This is a genomic window from Halosegnis longus (assembly GCF_009663395.1).
Classification (GTDB): domain Archaea; phylum Halobacteriota; class Halobacteria; order Halobacteriales; family Haloarculaceae; genus Halosegnis; species Halosegnis longus.
Genome location: NZ_QKNW01000001.1, coordinates 646673 through 662810 on the forward strand (window position 1 = coordinate 646673; position 16138 = coordinate 662810).

At 65.5% G+C, this 16138-nt stretch carries 20 protein-coding genes and 1 tRNA gene; 12 read left to right on the forward strand and 9 right to left on the reverse strand.

The annotated features are described in order from the left end of the window. Window position 1: 1 nt before the first annotated feature. The 6 genes from DM818_RS03645 to DM818_RS03670 all read left to right on the forward strand — a co-directional run bounded on the left by DM818_RS03645 (window position 2) and on the right by DM818_RS03670 (window position 3458). The gene (locus tag DM818_RS03645) at window positions 2–307 is read left to right on the forward strand and encodes a hypothetical protein (RefSeq protein ID WP_153952320.1); all 306 of its coding nucleotides are present in this window, start codon (window positions 2–4) and stop codon (window positions 305–307) included. 90 nt (window positions 308–397) lie between these two features. Then, window positions 398–739 carry a hypothetical protein gene (locus DM818_RS03650; protein WP_153952321.1) on the forward strand — a complete coding sequence of 114 codons (342 nt, stop codon included), beginning with the start codon at window positions 398–400 and terminating at the stop codon, window positions 737–739. Then, window positions 739–1116: a hypothetical protein gene (locus DM818_RS03655; RefSeq protein WP_153952322.1), complete on the forward strand. Its 378-nt coding sequence runs from the start codon at window positions 739–741 to the stop codon at window positions 1114–1116. Before DM818_RS03650 ends, DM818_RS03655 begins: the two co-directional genes overlap by 1 nt. Beyond that, entirely contained in the window at window positions 1116–2267 is a 1152-nt protein-coding gene (locus tag DM818_RS03660) for a hypothetical protein (protein WP_153952323.1), read from the forward strand. Before DM818_RS03655 ends, DM818_RS03660 begins: the two co-directional genes overlap by 1 nt. A 61-nt stretch (window positions 2268–2328) precedes the next feature. Beyond that, entirely contained in the window at window positions 2329–3090 is a 762-nt protein-coding gene (locus tag DM818_RS03665) for a hypothetical protein (RefSeq protein ID WP_153952324.1), read from the forward strand. After that, a complete protein-coding gene (locus DM818_RS03670) occupies window positions 3087–3458 on the forward strand; it encodes a hypothetical protein (RefSeq protein WP_153952325.1) in 372 nt (123 codons plus the stop codon). The genes DM818_RS03665 and DM818_RS03670 overlap by 4 nt, the downstream gene beginning before the upstream one ends. Window positions 3459–3477: 19 nt before the next feature. Here DM818_RS03670 and DM818_RS03675 read toward each other — a convergent pair whose 3' ends face one another. The 9 genes from DM818_RS03675 to DM818_RS03715 all read right to left on the reverse strand — a co-directional run bounded on the left by DM818_RS03675 (window position 3478) and on the right by DM818_RS03715 (window position 9785). After that, on the reverse strand, window positions 3478–3642 hold the full coding sequence (locus DM818_RS03675) for a hypothetical protein (protein ID WP_153952326.1): 165 nt from the start codon (window positions 3640–3642) through the stop codon (window positions 3478–3480). Window position 3643: 1 nt separating this feature from the next. Next, the gene (locus DM818_RS03680) at window positions 3644–3796 is read right to left on the reverse strand and encodes a hypothetical protein (protein WP_153952327.1); all 153 of its coding nucleotides are present in this window, start codon (window positions 3794–3796) and stop codon (window positions 3644–3646) included. Continuing rightward, complete coding sequence (locus DM818_RS03685; RefSeq protein ID WP_153952328.1) at window positions 3793–4398, reverse strand: ribbon-helix-helix domain-containing protein; 606 nt, start codon at window positions 4396–4398, stop codon at window positions 3793–3795. Before DM818_RS03685 ends, DM818_RS03680 begins: the two co-directional genes overlap by 4 nt. Window positions 4399–4570: 172 nt before the next feature. After that, entirely contained in the window at window positions 4571–4963 is a 393-nt protein-coding gene (locus DM818_RS03690) for a hypothetical protein (RefSeq protein WP_153952329.1), read from the reverse strand. A 276-nt stretch (window positions 4964–5239) separates the two neighbouring features. Continuing rightward, a tRNA-Ile gene (locus DM818_RS03695) sits at window positions 5240–5314 on the reverse strand. Between the two features lie 59 nt (window positions 5315–5373). Beyond that, window positions 5374–5940, reverse strand: a complete 567-nt coding sequence (locus tag DM818_RS03700; RefSeq protein WP_075938049.1) for an FxsA family protein — start codon at window positions 5938–5940, stop codon at window positions 5374–5376. Window positions 5941–6022: 82 nt separating this feature from the next. After that, entirely contained in the window at window positions 6023–6592 is a 570-nt protein-coding gene (locus DM818_RS03705) for a peptidylprolyl isomerase (RefSeq protein ID WP_075938048.1), read from the reverse strand. Between the two features lie 52 nt (window positions 6593–6644). After that, window positions 6645–8630 carry an acetate--CoA ligase gene (acs, locus tag DM818_RS03710; RefSeq protein ID WP_075938047.1) on the reverse strand — a complete coding sequence of 662 codons (1986 nt, stop codon included), beginning with the start codon at window positions 8628–8630 and terminating at the stop codon, window positions 6645–6647. 93 nt (window positions 8631–8723) lie between these two features. Beyond that, entirely contained in the window at window positions 8724–9785 is a 1062-nt protein-coding gene (locus tag DM818_RS03715; protein ID WP_075938046.1) for an anthranilate phosphoribosyltransferase, read from the reverse strand. Window positions 9786–9887: 102 nt separating this feature from the next. Between DM818_RS03715 and DM818_RS03720 the strand changes: the two genes are divergently transcribed. The 6 genes from DM818_RS03720 to cas7b all read left to right on the forward strand — a co-directional run bounded on the left by DM818_RS03720 (window position 9888) and on the right by cas7b (window position 16137). After that, window positions 9888–10388, forward strand: coding sequence for a GNAT family N-acetyltransferase (locus DM818_RS03720; RefSeq protein WP_123123814.1), 501 nt, complete (start codon window positions 9888–9890; stop codon window positions 10386–10388). 136 nt (window positions 10389–10524) lie between these two features. Continuing rightward, complete coding sequence (locus tag DM818_RS03725) at window positions 10525–10992, forward strand: redoxin domain-containing protein (RefSeq protein ID WP_075938044.1); 468 nt, start codon at window positions 10525–10527, stop codon at window positions 10990–10992. Window positions 10993–11033: 41 nt separating this feature from the next. Next, on the forward strand, window positions 11034–12071 hold the full coding sequence (gene ahbB, locus DM818_RS03730; RefSeq protein WP_075938043.1) for a siroheme decarboxylase subunit beta: 1038 nt from the start codon (window positions 11034–11036) through the stop codon (window positions 12069–12071). Window positions 12072–12169: 98 nt separating this feature from the next. Further along, window positions 12170–12979, forward strand: a complete 810-nt coding sequence (gene cas6, locus DM818_RS03735) for a CRISPR-associated endoribonuclease Cas6 (RefSeq protein ID WP_153952330.1) — start codon at window positions 12170–12172, stop codon at window positions 12977–12979. Next, window positions 12966–15068, forward strand: coding sequence for a type I-B CRISPR-associated protein Cas8b/Csh1 (gene cas8b / locus DM818_RS03740; RefSeq protein ID WP_153952331.1), 2103 nt, complete (start codon window positions 12966–12968; stop codon window positions 15066–15068). The genes cas6 and cas8b overlap by 14 nt, the downstream gene beginning before the upstream one ends. Window position 15069: 1 nt before the next feature. Next, window positions 15070–16137, forward strand: a complete 1068-nt coding sequence (gene cas7b / locus DM818_RS03745; protein ID WP_153952332.1) for a type I-B CRISPR-associated protein Cas7/Csh2 — start codon at window positions 15070–15072, stop codon at window positions 16135–16137. The last annotated feature ends 1 nt before the right edge of the window (window position 16138 follow it).

The window sequence follows — 16138 nt, forward strand, 5'->3', positions numbered from 1 at the left end:
CATGGACGTGTTAGCCTCTGCAAGCGCGGAACTCCTCGCCCTTCTCGGGTCGGGGATTGTGCTCTCATTCTTGGCGTGGACGGCCGACCGAATCCGCCGTGAGTTCCACGAGTTCCGTCGCGAGTGGGAGCAGACGCACCGACTGGCACGAGACAACGCGGACGTGCTCGCCGACCACGGTCTCATCGAGGAGGCCGAGACGAAGCACGTCCGCGAGGAGGAGCGCGCGGCGTCGGCACTCGTCCAAGCACTCGCGACGGGCGAGATAGAATCCGACGACCTCGATTTATCGAGCGTAGACCAATGAACACAGACAATATCGAAATAACGGAGATGGTAGAACAGGAGCGTCGGGAGGCGGAGAAGGTCGCCTCACCGACCGAACCGGAGGGAAACAATGACTGAACCGCCGAACGGGGCGACACCCGTCCACGCGGTTGAGCAGGTCGTTGTTCCAGAGGGCGGGCGAGCAAGCATCACGTTCACGCCCGAGCAGTCGGGAACGACGTTTTGGCTCCCGATTATCGCAATCGGAAAGCGCGGTGGGACGACCTACGAGGTCGTTGCGGACGGCGTCACTCGGTACGCGCAGGCCGCGCTGCCGCCGACCGACGTGGATGACCTGAGCCAGTGCTTCATGCCGCCGTTGGAGTTTCAGACAAAGCTCGAACTCATCATCCGGAACACTGCCACAAAGCCGCAGACATACGGGATGCAGGTCGTGGGGTGGGAGAAATAATGGCCCCACTCGGAGCCGAAATAACCGGCGCAGAGGACGCGGACGGCGAAGCCGCGAGCGTTGCGACGAACGAGGAACAGCGACGGCAGTCGGCCGCGCTGACGAACGCGGCGACCGGGAAGGCGACCGCACACCAGCCCGGCACGGGCGAGGACCGACTCCCCAGCCAGCCCGTCGCGGCTGGCAAGGAGCTGGTACTGCTCGCCGACCCGGGGAACTCGGGGCCGATTATGGTCGGCTTCGACTCGGCGACGGTGCCGCTGTCGAAGGGCACCGGCCTGTCGTTCGGCGTCGAGAACGCCGAGGCACTCGTTGCCTCCGCGGGCAACGATAGCGACACGCTGCACATCATCGGCGAGCAGCCGGAGGAAGCCTAATGGCGGGCTTCGTCGGCGGTGCCGCTGGCGGTGGCGGCTTCGACTACGTCCAAGCCGGAACGCCGGACTCGCCGCAGCTCGGGGAAACGTGGTTCGACACCGACGCGGGGAGTGACGGCAACGGTGAGGTGAAGGTCTACAACGGCACGGACTGGCAGGTGACGGGCTACATCAGCCACGCGGACCTGCTGGACGTGTCGCCGGCCCAGCACCACAACCCGGTGTCCGTCTCTGGCCCGCTCACCGAAGACGGCGAACAAGGGCTTGGACTGTCGGTCGGCGACGGTCTCGATGTGTCGGGTGGGACGCTGCTCGCGGCACTGACGGATCCGCTGACCGTGGACGTGAACGGGAACGTCGCGGTCTCGCTCGGGAACGGCCTGACGCTTGACGGCGACGGACAGGTGTCCATCCCGGCGAGCGCAGTCGGTACGTCCGAACTCGCTGACGGTTCGGTCACGCAGGCGGAGCTGGCGTTTGCCACGGCAACACAGTCAGAACTCGACAGTCTCGCGTCGGCTACGTCGAGCGACCTCTCCGCTCTCGATACGGCCATCAACGACCACGCGACGCGGACGGACAACCCGCACCAAGTGAGCGACGACCAGACGGGTGCAGCGTCCGCGCTATCGTCGCACGCGACCGATACGGCCAATCCCCACGACGTGACCGACGACCAGACGGGCGCGGCCTCCGCGCTGTCGTCGCACGAGAGCGATGGGGACGCGCATCACACGCGGTACTCCGACAGTGAGGCGCAAGCCGCCGCGCCGGTGCAGTCGGTGAACGGGCAGACTGGGAGTGTCGACGGACTGGCAAGCGATAGCGAGCTATCCGACCACGCAAGCACTGCCGCCGCCCATCCAGCCGGAGCATATCAAGAGGTGTCGCAAGAGGACCAGACGTGGTATCAGAACACGTCGGGAGGCCCCCAGCGTCTCCGAGTTGTCTTCGACGCGGATGAGTTCCGTGGAGAAACGCAAGCAGTGCTGTACGTCGCAAGCACTCAGACAGAGCGACTCGTCGACGCATCGTACTGTCCAGATGGATGGCAAACGTCAGTCTCGGCCGTGGTGCCGGACGGACATTACTACAAATTCGACGATACGGAAAGCGGGGCCTCGGAGACCGTCTATATCGCAGAAGCATGATTCACAGACACATTACCGGCACGCACGCCGGAACGACTGTTGCACAGCGAGGTGACCACTAATGGGAGTTATTCCACCGTCGACAGGTGGCGGCGGGAGCGACCCAGCCGACCCATCCGACGTGGACCTGACGCCCGACCCAGTGCTCGATACTCCCGAGCCGGACCCGGACCCAGAACCGGAACCGGACCCAGAACCGGACCCGCCGGAGGCGAACCGGAGCGAGCGCACGGCGAGCAACCCATTCGGGCAGAGTGGTCCGACGTTCGACGAGTCGGGCGTCGTCACCGACGACAACGGTTCAAGCACGCCGATGGGCGCAGACCCGGACGGCGACGGAGACACGTCTGAGTCGGCCGCTGAGGATGATGCAGTCGGGACGATACCCGATGACCCGGAACCCGACATCGACACGGACGACGACCCGCCGACGACGCCGACAGGGTCGGATAACCCGTTCAACGACGCGGGCAGCTACGACGACAGCGGGGACGACGAGTCGGACGACACGGACGACGACCCGCTGCTGACGGAGGACGACGCCGGCAGAGCGCGGGCCTACGTGGAAGACACGACCGACGAGTCCGACACGTCGACCACGCCGGGCGGCATGAGCAACACCATCGAGGAGGCGAACAGCGACGGCGACCCGAGCACGACTGCCGTGGACGCCGTCGAGGAGGTCCGCGACGAGCTGGACGCGAGTACCGAACTGGGCACGAGCGAGCCGGAACAGACCGAGGAGTCGGATAGCGACGGGCTGGACCCGAAGTTCCTGCTCGCCGGACTCGGTGCCGCCGCTGTGGTGGTGAGTCAGCGATGAGCAACGACAGCGACGGGACGAATCTCGGAACGCGAGTGAAACAGTGGCTCCTCCGGCACGCACCGGACGGCGCGAAGGAGAGCGACACGCCCCGGCCGGGCTTCCTCTCGTACGCCGGGGAGTGGCACGCGCTGGCCGTCGGGCTCGGCGCGGGTATCGCCGCCGGGACGACTGGGCGGTGGGAACTGGCCGCGGTGGTCGTGGCAGTCGCGCTCGGCCTGAAAGCGGGCAAGGTGAAGGGTGCGGACCCGTCCGCGCCGGTCGTCGGTGAGGTCCGACGCGAGCCGTGGTACGGACTCGGCGGTGTCGTTATTGGTATCGTGTTCGGCGTACTCGTCGCCGGCACACCGTTACCGTCGTTCGTCTGAAGAAGGAGCGGCGTCGGGCTTACAGCCCGAGACTCGTTTTCTGCGGCGTCACTCGGTAGCGACCGCGCTCGCCGTGCCGGCGGTCGAGGTGGCGCTGCTTGCCGTGTTCGCCGAGGAACCGCTGGTCACAGTCGTCGTACGGACAGGGGTCGCCGAGTCGGTGGTAGAGAGCGTCGGGAGACATATCAGTCAGCCACCTCCAGCGAGAAGGCCCGACACCCGAAGTCAAACCAACAGCAAATCGTCAGCCGGTCGGTGTCCGGAGCCATGAACGGATGCGGATAGTCGATCGCCGTGAAACGGTAGTCTCCCTGCTCGTCTCCTGCACGCTCGCTCATCGGTCTGCCTCCGTCCAGACGACTTGAGACGCGACCCATGCGCCGAGTCGGAAGGGGACGTTGAGGTTTCCGCGCTGGTACTTCGCGATGTGCTCTTGCTCAGGCGTGCGGGTCTCACTCGGTGGAGGAGACGGCGAGGTAGTTTTGAGCTTGTTGAGCGTCGCGTCTCCCTCCTGTTCGGCCTGTGCGACCTGCTCCTCTGTTCGGCGACGGACGTGAATCTGCCCTCCGGCGACAGCGATGAAACCGCCCTCGGCGAGCGGCCGAAGCAGTCGGTCCTTGACGGCCGTCTTCGGACAGCGTTGCGTCCATAGCTGGTCTCGTGCTTCCTCAACACCGATTGCCCGGGAACCGCGCGGGTGGTCGGAGAGGTCGAGCAGCTTGTCGTACGCGTCGGCCAGCTCGTCGTTGTCGGGCTGGTGCAGTGTCGCGGACGGGCTGGCTTCGGTGTGGGTGGCGATACGGTTGGCGAGCGTGTCACGGATGAAGTCGGCCCGCGACTCGTAGCCGAGTTCGTCGGCGATTTCGTCGAGTTTCTGAGCGTCGACCCGTCCCGGCGCGAATGAGATGCGCGACGGGTTCGCCTCGATTTGCTTGCTCATGCCGCGACACCCCCCGACGTAATCACCGACGTAATCACGCCGTAATCACAACACGGCGCGACAGCTCGCAACTGGTAGTCGGCCTCCCCCGGTGCTGGTGCGTTCCCGGCTTCGTGCGCGGGGGAGGGCGCGTGCGCGTGCGAGACGGGCGAGATACGGCGCGGGCGGCCGTTCATCGTCGGACCTCCGTGCCGCCGTCGGCCATCGCTCGCTCGACGTGGTGGTCGGCCTGCTCCTGCTCCACGTCGACGAGTCGAATCGGCTCGCCGTAGGTGTCGGTCGTCTCCGACAGGCCGGTCTCGTTGTCCCATGCAGCTCGCCGGATAGCGCACAGGTGAGCGCAGGGCGTATCGGCGGTGTCGCGGTACTCGAAGCCCTTGCAGTCGCACTCGCCGACGAGAGCGCCGTGGTCGCGTTCGAGGGCGACGACGTGCGGCTCACCGCCGGGAAGCATCACGAGCCACTCACCGAGCGCCTGCGGCTCGATGAGCGCCCGATCTGGATGTGACCGCGTCCAACTGTCTGATTCGGCGTCACGGACACGCTGGAAGTCCAGCGGCGTCATCTGCTACCACCCGAGACGAGCATGGCGCCACAGCGACCACAGTAAGCACTATCGCGTTCATCGTGCTGCACGACCGGCGGGCCGTCGCATCGACAACTCACGCCGACCACCCCGTTCGGATACGGTAATCGCCAGACTGCGCGGTTGGCCGTTCGTGGTCCTCCTGAACTCGGGATGAAACAGCGGTTGCTCGGAAGTTGGTATCGCCAGAATTGGGTAGGCTGGGGAGGCCCACGCCCGAGATTCGGGTCGGACGATAATCGCCCGTAAGTTGGATGGGCCAACTCGGATTTGAACCGAGGGCCTCCCGGTTATCAGCCGAGCGCTCATACCTGGCTGAGCTATTGGCCCAGGTCAGCGCATCTTATCGTACCGCGGTCGGTTGTTTAACGGTTTCGTTTCGGCAGACGCTATCGGTCGTCGTCGACGTTTCGGTACTCGTCGCCGTCCATGTCTATCGTGTCTCCGTCCGTCGATTGCGACCCTGCTCCGGGGCCGGCTCCGCCGCCGGGACCGGTGCCAGCGCCGGGTCCTGCGCTCCCGTCGCCGTCGTTCGGGAACCCACCCATGTAGACGTTGCCGGTGGCGAAGCCGCCGGTCTTGGCGTCGAGATACGGCGTGACGACGTACTTCTTCACGACGATGCGAGCCGGATACCGGGTCGGCGGCAGCGCCAACAGCAGCGCGACGAAGTCGGTGACCAGCCCGGGGGTGAGGAACATCGCGCCGGCGACCAACAGGAGCGCGCCGTCGACCACTTCGTTCGTCGGCATCTCGCCGGTCGCGAGCTTCCGCTGGAGGCGGGCGAGCGTGCGTCTCCCCTCCGCGCGCACGAGCACCATCCCGACGAGTGCCGTCAGGACGACCAGCGCGACGATAGCGACCAGGGAGAGACGGGTCGCGAGGACGGCAAGCAGCATCGCGTCCAACAGCGGCACCAACAGCAGGAGCGCGATGACCCGGAAGTCAATCTTCATACCTGGTGGTGGGGGGCGGGGTCAGATAACCCTTTTCGAGCCGCGCGGCTCGCCGACGTGAAAACGGCGAAGGAGAGAGCCGTTAGGCTTCGACGGAGACGGCTTCGATTTCGGCGTCCTCCTGTGGCTGGTCCTGTCGGTCAGTCGGGAGCGAACCGAGCTCCTCGACAACGTCCATCCCGTCGATGACTTGCCCGAAGACGGCGTGTTTGCCGTCGAGGTGCGGCTGGGCGTCCAGCGTGATGAAGAACTGCGAGCCGTTGGTGTTCGGCCCGGAGTTCGCCATCGACAGCAGCCCCGGCCCGTCGTGGGTCAGGTCGTCGTGGAACTCGTCGTCGAACTGGTAGCCGGGCCCGCCGCGGCCGGTGCCGGTCGGGTCACCGCCCTGAATCATGAACCCCTCGATGATGCGGTGGAACGGCACGCCGGCGTACAGCGAGTCGCCCCGCACCTCGCCGGACTCGGGGTCTTTCCAGGTGTCCGTCTCCGGGGCCGGCGGCGCGTCGGCGGCCGGCTCGTGGCGGGCGAGCCCGAGGAAGTTCTCGACCGTCTTCGGCGCGCGGTCGGCAAACAGCTCGACCGTGATGTCGCCGTGGGTCGTGTGGAAGGTGACCGTCGGATTCTCCGGGTCGGCACGCTCGTGGTTTTCCATACCGACAGGTGGCGGGTTGCGCGCAAAAAGGTAGTGGAACCGACCGCGGCCGTTACTTCTCGGCCAGTTCGTCCCGGATTTGCTCCGGAACCGACGGGTCACGCAGCGTCGTCGTGTTGCCCAGCTTCTCCTCGTTGGAGATGTTTTCCAGGATGCGACGCATAATCTTCCCCGAACGCGTCTTCGGCAGGTCGTCGACGAAGATGACGTTCGCCGGGCGCGCGAACTTTCCAATCTCGTCTTCGACGGCGCGGATAATTTCTTCACGCACCGACTCGCTCTCCTCGATACCCTCGCGCAGGACGGCGTACACGTCGGGTACCTCGCCCTTCTGGGCGTCCTCGCGGGCGGCGACGGCGGCCTCCGCCACCTTCTCGACCTCCGAGACGGCCGATTCGAGTTCCATCGTGCCGAGCCGGTGGCCGGCGACGTTCATCACGTCGTCCAATCGCCCGAGGACGCGCCAGTAGCCGTCCTGTGACTGGACCGCCCCGTCGCCGGCCTTGTAGTTCCAGTCGCGCCAGTCGTCGGAGTCCGTGTCGGAAAACTCCGCCCAGTAGGTGTCGATGAACCGCTCGTCGTTGCCGTACAGCGTCTGGAGCATCGACGGCCACGGCCGCTCGATGATGAGGTTGCCGGCCTGCCCCGACGCCTCGGGGAGCGTCTCGCCGTCGTCGCCGACGAGCGCCGGCTCGATACCCGGACAGGCCCGTCCCGCGGAGCCGGGTTTCATGTCGTCTAGCGCGGGGAGATTCGTGAGCAGGTGGCCACCCGTCTCAGTTTGCCACCACGTGTCCACGATGACGGCGTCCTCGTCGCCGATGTGTTTGTAGTACCAGAGCCACGCCTCCGGCTGAATCGGCTCGCCGACCGTCGTCATGTGCCGGAAGTCGAAGTCGTACGCCTCGGGGTACTCCTCGCCCCACTTCATGAACATCCGGACCGCCGTCGGCGAGGTGTGGAAGATATCCACGTCGTACTTCTCGGCGATCTCCCAGATGCGACCCTTGTGGGGATGGTCGGGAGTGTCCTCGTACATCACGCTGGTCGTCCCGAGCGCGAGCGGGCCGTAGACGATGTACGAGTGGCCGGTAATCCAGCCGATGTCGGCCGCACACCAGTAGGTGTCGCCCGGCTCGATATCGAGGACGTTCTTGGAGGTGGCGGCGGTGTAGGCGAGATAGCCGCCGGTTCGGTGTTGACACCCCTTCGGTTTCCCCGTCGTGCCGGAGGTGTACATCAGGAAAAGCGGGTCCTCTGCATCGCGGGAGACGGGGTCGACGCGCGCGCCGGCGTGCTCGTCGAGCAGGTCGGCCATCCGGACGTAGTCGTCCGACACGTCGGCCTGCGGTTCGTCGTGGCGCAGCCACGCCAGCACGTCGGGGTCGCGCTCGGTCTGTTCGAGCGCCTCGTCCGTCTTCTCGACGTGGTCTAGGAACTCACCGCGGCGGTAGTAGCCGTCGATGGTGACGATGTAATCAGAGTCGGCGGAGTCGGTGCGCTCGGCGAGCGCCTGCGCGGAGAAGCCGGCGAACACGACCGAGTGGGGTGCGCCGATACGGGCACACGCGAGCATCGTAATCGGGAGCGCGGGCACCATCGGCAGATGGATGGTCACCACGTCGTCCTCCTCGACCCCTTGTGCCCGGAGGGCGGCAGCCGTCTCGTTCACCCGGCGGTAGAGGTCCTGATAGGTGAGATTCACCTGCTCGCCGTCCGACCCCTCCCAGAGGATGGCGGTCTGGTTTTTCCGCTCGTCGAGGTGGCGGTCGACGCAGTTGTGGGCGGCGTTCAGCTTCCCGCCGACGAACCACTCGAAGAAGGGGGGATTCGAACCGTCGAACGTCTGGTCCCAGCGTTCGTCCCAGTCGAGCAGTTCGGCGTAGCGGTCGAACCCCTCGGGAAACTCGCCCACCTCGTCGTAGATGTCGCGATCGGTCGCGTTGGCCTGGCCGACGAACTCCGGCGGCGGGCGGAAGTACTCCTGTTCGCGCAGCCGCGACTCCAACTGTACGTCTGCCGTGTCATCACTGGGCATGGTTCGGCCTGCGACTGCCTGTGACATTAATCCGCCGGCGAGTGTTGCCGACGAAACGGCAGCATCATCCGGAAATCGCGACCGGAACCCGCCTCAGAACGCGCGCAGTGCGTCGAGTCGGTCGGCGGCCGCGCCGGAGTCGATTGCCTCGCGCGCCTGGTCGAGTCCGTCCTCGATGGAGTCGGCGTCCTCGCCGGCGTAGATGCGGAGCGCGGCGTTGAGCGCGACCGCGTCGGCGAAGGCGTCCTCGCGCTCGCCCGAGAGCACGGTCTCGGTGATGGCGGCGGACTCGCCGGCCACGTCCTCGACGCCGAGCGTCTCCTCCTCGAAGTCCATCCCGTAGTCGGGCGTTTCGATGGTGAAGTCGTCCACGTCGCCGCCGGACCACTCGGCGACGGTCGTCGACCCCGGTCGGATGTCGTCGTACCCTTCCATCCCCTGGAACATCAGGACGCGCTCCACGTCCGACGAGCGCGCTTCCTGGAACGTCTCGATGATGCGGACGGCGTAGGGGAGATGATAGAAGGAGCCGAGATGCGTCGACGCCTCGGCGGGATTCGCCAGCGTCTCGATGGTGTTGACGAAGGTGCGGACGCCCATCGCGGCGCGGCGGTCGGAGAGGGCGTCAATCGCCGGCGCGAAGTTCGGCTGGTAGTAGAAGCCGAAGCCGACCTCGTCGGTCATGGCGGCGGAATCAGCAGGCGTGAGGTCGGTCTCGACGCCGAGTTCATCAAGGACGTGCTTGTAGGCGTCCTGTTTCTGCGTCGGCACGCGGTCGCCGGAGTGGACGACGACGGGCGTGCCGGCGGCCGCGGCGACGAGTCCGGCGGCGACACCGAGAATCGCGGTGCGACCTTTCCCGTCGTAGTTCGCGCCGCAGTCGACGGGGTCACACTCGGGCGCGGCGGTCTGGGTGTCGGCGGCCATCTCGTCGACGAACGCGCCCAGCTCCTCGGGCGTGTTGCGCTTCCAGCGGTTGGCGAGCCAGAACGCGCCCAGCGTCGTCTGGTCGGGGTCGCCGTCGAGAATCCGGCGGAACGCCTGGCTGGCCTGCGCGCGTGTCATGTCGTCTGCGGATTTGTGGCCCGAGCCGACGACCTCCGTCATCAGTCGGACGAGCGGCCACTCCTCCTCGGTCGCGTCCGTGGTAGCCATACCTGTCTGTGGGTGCGCGCGCGAGGAAAATCCGTCGGCTCCGGGTATCTCTCTACTATCTTGACGCCCGCCTTTCATCCCCGATGCGTGCGTCGCTTGTGTATGGAACTTCTCCCGCTCGCTCCAAACACCCCACACTTTCACGCCGCGTTGCGGCTCTACGAGGCGATTCACGGCGAGCGGCCGGCCAGCACGGAGCCGCGATTCCGCGCACACGCCGACCACACCGGCTACCGCGGCTTCGTCGCCCTCGACGGCCAGGAGGTCGTCGGCTTCACCTACGGCCACGACTCGAAGGCGGGCCGCGACTACCACGACCAGCTTCACGCGGATATGCCGCGGTCGGTCGCGACGGAGTGGCTCACCGACACCTTCGAACTCGTGGAGCTGGGCGTCGCGCCCGCCCGCCGCCGCACCGGCCTCGGAACCCGGCTCGTCGACCGACTGCTCGAGGGTGTCACCCGCAGGCGAGTCATCCTCACCACCGAGTCGGACAACCACGCCGCACAGTCGTTCTACGAGCAGACCGGCTGGGAGGCGGTCCACGAGCCGTTCGTCGTTTCCGGCGTCGACATGACCGTCTACGGCCGGCGACTCGCCTGAGCCGTCGGGTCGACGCCGGTGACGAGTCACCCCGCGGGTAGTGACCAAGCGTTGACGGGTCGTGGTAACGCGGGCGAGAACACGCAACACCGCCCGTCTATCCCAGGTTTATGCGTGTCTCGTTCCTTGGACGAGTATGGTTGCTACCGACGACACTGCACCACGATTCGAGGCGACGATTGCAAACGGCGAGGTCGAGGCGTTCTCGCTCGAAGACGCGCTCGGCGACGGGCCGGTCGTGTTGGCCTTCTTCCCCGGCGCGTTCACGCCGCCGTGCTCGAACGAGATGGTCGCGCTCGAAGACCACGCCGACGACTTCGGCGACGCGCGCGTGCTGGGCGTCAGCGCCGACTCCGCCTTCTCGCTGAACGCCTTCCGCGACGAGTACGACCTCTCGTTCGATTTGGTGTCGGACATGTCCCGGGAGGTCATCGAGGCGTACGACCTCCGTATCGACATCGAGGACCTCGGGCTGTTCGGGGTCGCGAACCGCGCCGTCTTCGTGCTCGACAGCGAGGGAACCGTCACCTACACGTGGACGACGGACGACCCGACGGTCGAACCCGACTACGAGGAACTGGTCGAGGCCGTCGCGGCGGCGTAGGAACCGAAAGCGGGGTATAGCTACCCCACGTAAGGCGGGTAATGAGCCAGCAGGCTGACTGGCGTGTCGGACTCGACGCCACCGACGCCGCCCTCATCGACGAGTACCAGAGCGGCTTTCCCGTCACCGAACGCCCGTTTCGCGTCCTCGCCGAGGAGCTCGGTATCGAGGAGTCGGATACGCTCGACCGCGTCCGGCGGCTCCGCGAGGACGGAATCTTCCGCCGCTTCGGCGCGGTGTTGAATCCGCCCGTCATCGGCTCCTCCACGCTCGCGGCCGTCAGCGCACCCGACGGGCGCTTCGATGAAGTCGCCGACACCATCAACAGCCACCGGCAGGTGAACCACAACTACCGACGGGACCACGAGTGGAACATGTGGTTCGTCGTCACCGCGAGCGACCGCGACACCCGCGATGAGATTCTGGCCGACATCGAGACCGAGACCGGCTGTGAGGTCCTGAATCTCCCGATGTTGACCGATTACTACATCGACCTCGAGTTCCCGGTGGTCAACGAGGACCGGTTCGCCCGCGAGTCGCTGACCGAGACCGAGGTGAGCGCGACCCGCATCTCCGAGCAGGCCACCGGCGACCTCTCCGCGCTCGACCGTCGCCTCCTGCTCGCGATTCAGGACGGCTTTCCGCTGTCGCTGACGCCGTACGCCGACATCGCCGCCGACCTCGACGTCGACGTGGCGTCGGTGCTCGACAGCGTCGAACGCCTGCGCGAGAACGGCTGTATCAAGCGCATCGGCTGTGTCGTCAACCACGTCGTCACCGGCTTCGACAGCAACTGCATGGTCGTCTGGAACGTCCCCGACGACAAGCTCGACGAGTACGGCGAGCGCGTCGGCAGCCTCCCGTACGTCACCCTCTGTTATCACCGCCCGCGCCGGCCCGAACAGGGCTGGGAGTACAATCTGTTCACGATGGTCCACGGGCGCGATTCGGCGGCCGTGGATTCGGTCATCGACGAGCTCGCGAGCGAGTATCTCCCCGTCCCCCACGAACGACTCTACTCGACGGCGACGCTCAAACAGACCGGCGCGCAGTACGAGCGGCTCGTCGAGACGGAGTAAATTCGCTCGCTTGGGGCGGCAAAAGAACTATTTTCTCCCCATCTGAACGACGCGGTGTGTCAACTTATGAAACACTGCTGGGGTGACGGCGAGAGCGGATGCGGCTGCTGATTTCACTCGAAGCCGACGCCGACGCCGAGTACAAAACGAGCTACCACCACAAGCTTCGCGGGCGGCTCTGGCGGGCCCTTGACGGGACAGAGTACGGGGCCGAACACGACGACGCGCCGACCGGACTCGCGTTCTCGAACATCTTCCCGTGGGACGAAATCGCGGAGGGTGACGAACGGTCGCTGCTCGTCGCCTCGCCGCGTGAGGAGTTGCTCGCGACGATGGCGGAGTCGCTCAAGCGGAATCCGGAGTTCAATGTCGGTGATATGCCGTTTACCGTGACCGACCTCGCACCCGTCGAGCCGGACGTCGGAGAGCCGGGGACGCGAGGAGTCATCGAGACGGCAACCGGCGTCGTGATTCGGCTCTACGACGAGCGCCGGGAGGCGTACGGTATCGACAGCGAGTCGGGGTCGCCGACGTACTGGCAACCCGAACACGGGTTGGAGCCGGTGCGCGACGCGCTGGACGCGAACCTCGCGCGCAAACACGACCGATTCGCCCCCGACTACGTCCCGAGTCCGACCGACGTGGGCGAGACGCTGTTTGATGGCTACGAGCTACTCAAGACGTACGCACTCCCGACGACCGTGACGACGGGCGTCGAAATTCAGTTGGTCGTCTCGAAGTGGCGGTTCGACTACCGCGTTCGCGACGACACCCACCGTCGCCACCTGAATCTCGCCCTCGACACCGGGATCGGGGGGCGCAACGGGCTCGGCTTCGGCTTCGTCAACATCGTGGAGCGAACCCGACCCGGCGAGACGGAGTTGGAGGGGTTGGATGCTTTCGCCTGAGGCGTTCGCCGACGCGTACGACGACGAGACGCTCCATGAGGAGCTGCCGGATTCACCGGTCGGCTCGCTGCGCGACCTCCAGTATCTGTACGGGAAACTCTACACGCTCGCTACGACCGGCGGCGGCGAGTACGCGCCGTATCTGACTCCCGACGCGGCGGAGGACCTCATCGACACCGACCGCAGTCTCGTCGTCGTCCGCGTGGACCTCTCCGGCGAGGAGCCGCGGCTTGCAGACGATGACCGTGGACCGGTGTGGATTACGCGATACACCGACGACCTCGTGACGAAGGTCGCCCACTGCTATTTCGCGAACAAGGGAGCAGGAATCGACCACAGTATTACCCACAAATCTGGCCAGAGAAAGTCTCCTGAGAAGCTCGGAAAATATGCGACTGACCGCCTTACCAGATGGCCGACAGAGGATGCAGTAGCCGAGCTTGCTGGGGAACATGACGACGGCTGGATTATAAATAAACTGGCAGCAGCCGGAGAGTCAGAAGAGCTTGTCCAGAACGTCAAGCAGGAAGTCAAGCGACAGCTCGATGGAGAGAAGACAACAGCGGTACTTACCGTCCAAATCCGACGCGAAGAGGATGGCGAATATCTGTGGCCCGGCGAGTTGGACGTAATAATGGAGGGAATGCGCCGACAGCGGCTCTCGAAGCTCGTCACCAAGAACAAGGCCGACGACTCTTCGGGCGAGGCGACAGACATCGTCACCGGCGCGAAGACCCGCACGGTCGGGACCGCAGACGACCCACAGAACTACTTCCTCGGCAAACAACGCGAGAAGTTCCCCGGACTCGACATCGAGCAGGCGTGGCGCAGCCACCCAATCTCGGAGGATGCCGCCGTGACGGTGATGAACGCAGACGCATTCACCGACGCGTGTTCCTTCTACGCGCTCGGCGCGCGGGTGTTTTATCTTCCGTACCCGTTCGGAACCATCACGCCCGAAGGGGCGCGTGACCTCTACCGACTGCTCTACGCGATTCTCGACCACGATGGACTGAACCCCGTCGAGAAGGCGTACGACAAGACGCGGGAAGGCGAACGTGTGTTCGGCGACGGGTCGGAGCTTCGATTCTACGTCTCGGCCGTGCTCGCACACCAAACCTCACGGTACGACGTGGTCGGCGAGACGCTGAACGGGAAGCTGTTCTACCCACGCCATCTCGCACAGACCCACAATCAGGTCGTGAAGACGGAGCCGTTTCTCGATAGCGAGTGGACCGCGCCGTTCCCGACGAACGAGAACTGGGCGCTGCTGTCGGGGAGCGACGAGCAGCTCGGCTCGGTCACGGGCGGCTGGTACTTCACGCAGACGTTCGCCGACCACGACGACGACGAGGCCGAGGAGGACGACCCGCGCATCGACGCGCTCGTCGCCGTACTGAGCGGCGAGTCGATCGCCGTCGAGCAGCTGCTCGATGAGTACACCGACCGTATCACGACCGAGACGAACGACGAGGACCGCGAGTTCCCGTCGTTTCTCGTCGCGAGCCAGTTCGCACAGCTGTGTGCGCTGGCGAACGACGAGCTGAATCTGCTCTCGACGACCGACGATGCGAAGGAATCGATCACCCGCGAACCAGCCTACGAGAAGCCACCAATGGAAACAGTCGAAGATATCCTACCTGACGGGGGGAACCCCGGGGAAGCCAAACTCGAATCGTTCATCGAACAGACACCCGCCATCGCGCCGACTGAAGACGGCGACGACACGACCGACCAGCGCCGGGGGGCGTTCTTACTCGGCGCGCTCGTCGGCGCGGTCGGGAACTATCAGGGGTACGACCTCGGACGTTCGACCACGCTCATCGATCAGTTCCCCGTGAAATCCATCACCCAGACGCGAATCAAGAAGGTGACACAGGAGGCTATCGGCAAGACGGTCACCTACACCCGCGAGGAGGGCCGGACGGTGACGAAGTTCAGCCACATCGTCGAACGGCTCCGCGAGACGGTGTTAAACCCCGAGCCCGACGAGTGGGTGCTCGACACTGACGACCTACGCTTCTACTACGCACTCGGCGTCACCTACGGCATGAACGACCGCGCGACCAGCAACAACGAGGACACCTAACATGACAGACACCACCGACACCGTCGAGAACCGCTCCGAAATCGTCTTCCTGTACGACGCAGTCGACGCGAACCCGAACGGCAACCCCCTCAGCGGCTCAAATCGGCCGCGAATCGACCCGCAGACACAGCAGGCAATCGTCACCGACGTGCGCCTGAAGCGGTATCTGCGAGACCAGTTGGACGACGACGGCCACGGCGTCTACATCCGCAACGTTCAGGAGGAGGGCGAGCAGTTCACCCGCGCACAGCTACTCGAAGACCGGCTGAAGGCAGTCGACCCCGACGACTACGACCTCGACGACGAGGAAGAAAGCGAGCAGTTCCGCGACGACATCTTCGGGGAATTTCTCGAAGAAAGCGCGGACGTGCGCTACTTCGGCGCGACTATGTCCGTCGACGACACCTACGCGAAGCACCTCCCGGACCACTTCACCGGCCCGGTGCAGTTCTCCCCCGGCAAGAGTATGCACACCGTCAACGAAAACGAGGAGTACGACAGCCTGACGAGCGTCATCGCGACACAGGAGGGGAAAGAGCAGGGCGGCTTCGACCTCGACGACCACCGCATCCAGTACGGGCTGATTCGGTTCCACGGGCTGGTCGATGAACACGGAGCCGAAAGCACGAAGCTCACCGACACGGACGTGCGTCGGCTCGACACGCTCTGCTGGCGCGCGCTGAAGAACCAGACCATTTCCCGGAGCAAGGTCGGACAGGAGCCCCGGCTGTATCTCCGCGTCGAGTACGACGAGGAGAGCTACCACCTCGGCGGACTCGACAAGGACCTCAGTCTCGACGACGGGGCGTCGAAGCCGGACGAGGAGCTTCGCAACGTTCGCGACCTCGCGGTCGACCTCGACGCGTTCATCGACCGACTCGAGGGAGCGAGCGATCAGATCGCGCGCGTCCGCGTGGTGGCGAGCGACGTGCTCCAATTCGCCCACGACGGCAAGGAGGGCGGCCCCGAGTTGCTGTACGGGACAATCGAGGAGGCCGTCGGAAGCGACGCCGTCGAGGAAATCGACGTGTACGACGAGTATCTGGAGACGCTGGCGACCGAGGAGTGAC

Coding starts and splice junctions, on each gene's coding strand:
- cas7b (WP_153952332.1), top strand. CDS start 15,070: ATGACAGACACCACCGACACCGTCGAGAACCGCTCCGAAATCGTCTTC.
- DM818_RS03690 (WP_153952329.1), bottom strand. CDS start 4,963: ATGACGCCGCTGGACTTCCAGCGTGTCCGTGACGCCGAATCAGACAGT.
- DM818_RS03665 (WP_153952324.1), top strand. CDS start 2,329: ATGGGAGTTATTCCACCGTCGACAGGTGGCGGCGGGAGCGACCCAGCC.
- ahbB (WP_075938043.1), top strand. CDS start 11,034: ATGAGCCAGCAGGCTGACTGGCGTGTCGGACTCGACGCCACCGACGCC.
- DM818_RS03675 (WP_153952326.1), bottom strand. CDS start 3,642: ATGTCTCCCGACGCTCTCTACCACCGACTCGGCGACCCCTGTCCGTAC.
- DM818_RS03700 (WP_075938049.1), bottom strand. CDS start 5,940: ATGAAGATTGACTTCCGGGTCATCGCGCTCCTGCTGTTGGTGCCGCTG.
- DM818_RS03715 (WP_075938046.1), bottom strand. CDS start 9,785: ATGGCTACCACGGACGCGACCGAGGAGGAGTGGCCGCTCGTCCGACTG.
- acs (WP_075938047.1), bottom strand. CDS start 8,630: ATGCCCAGTGATGACACGGCAGACGTACAGTTGGAGTCGCGGCTGCGC.
- DM818_RS03705 (WP_075938048.1), bottom strand. CDS start 6,592: ATGGAAAACCACGAGCGTGCCGACCCGGAGAATCCGACGGTCACCTTC.
- DM818_RS03680 (WP_153952327.1), bottom strand. CDS start 3,796: ATGAGCGAGCGTGCAGGAGACGAGCAGGGAGACTACCGTTTCACGGCG.
- DM818_RS03655 (WP_153952322.1), top strand. CDS start 739: ATGGCCCCACTCGGAGCCGAAATAACCGGCGCAGAGGACGCGGACGGC.
- DM818_RS03670 (WP_153952325.1), top strand. CDS start 3,087: ATGAGCAACGACAGCGACGGGACGAATCTCGGAACGCGAGTGAAACAG.
- DM818_RS03720 (WP_123123814.1), top strand. CDS start 9,888: ATGGAACTTCTCCCGCTCGCTCCAAACACCCCACACTTTCACGCCGCG.
- DM818_RS03650 (WP_153952321.1), top strand. CDS start 398: ATGACTGAACCGCCGAACGGGGCGACACCCGTCCACGCGGTTGAGCAG.
- DM818_RS03685 (WP_153952328.1), bottom strand. CDS start 4,398: ATGAGCAAGCAAATCGAGGCGAACCCGTCGCGCATCTCATTCGCGCCG.
- DM818_RS03725 (WP_075938044.1), top strand. CDS start 10,525: ATGGTTGCTACCGACGACACTGCACCACGATTCGAGGCGACGATTGCA.
- cas6 (WP_153952330.1), top strand. CDS start 12,170: ATGCGGCTGCTGATTTCACTCGAAGCCGACGCCGACGCCGAGTACAAA.
- DM818_RS03660 (WP_153952323.1), top strand. CDS start 1,116: ATGGCGGGCTTCGTCGGCGGTGCCGCTGGCGGTGGCGGCTTCGACTAC.
- cas8b (WP_153952331.1), top strand. CDS start 12,966: ATGCTTTCGCCTGAGGCGTTCGCCGACGCGTACGACGACGAGACGCTC.
- DM818_RS03645 (WP_153952320.1), top strand. CDS start 2: ATGGACGTGTTAGCCTCTGCAAGCGCGGAACTCCTCGCCCTTCTCGGG.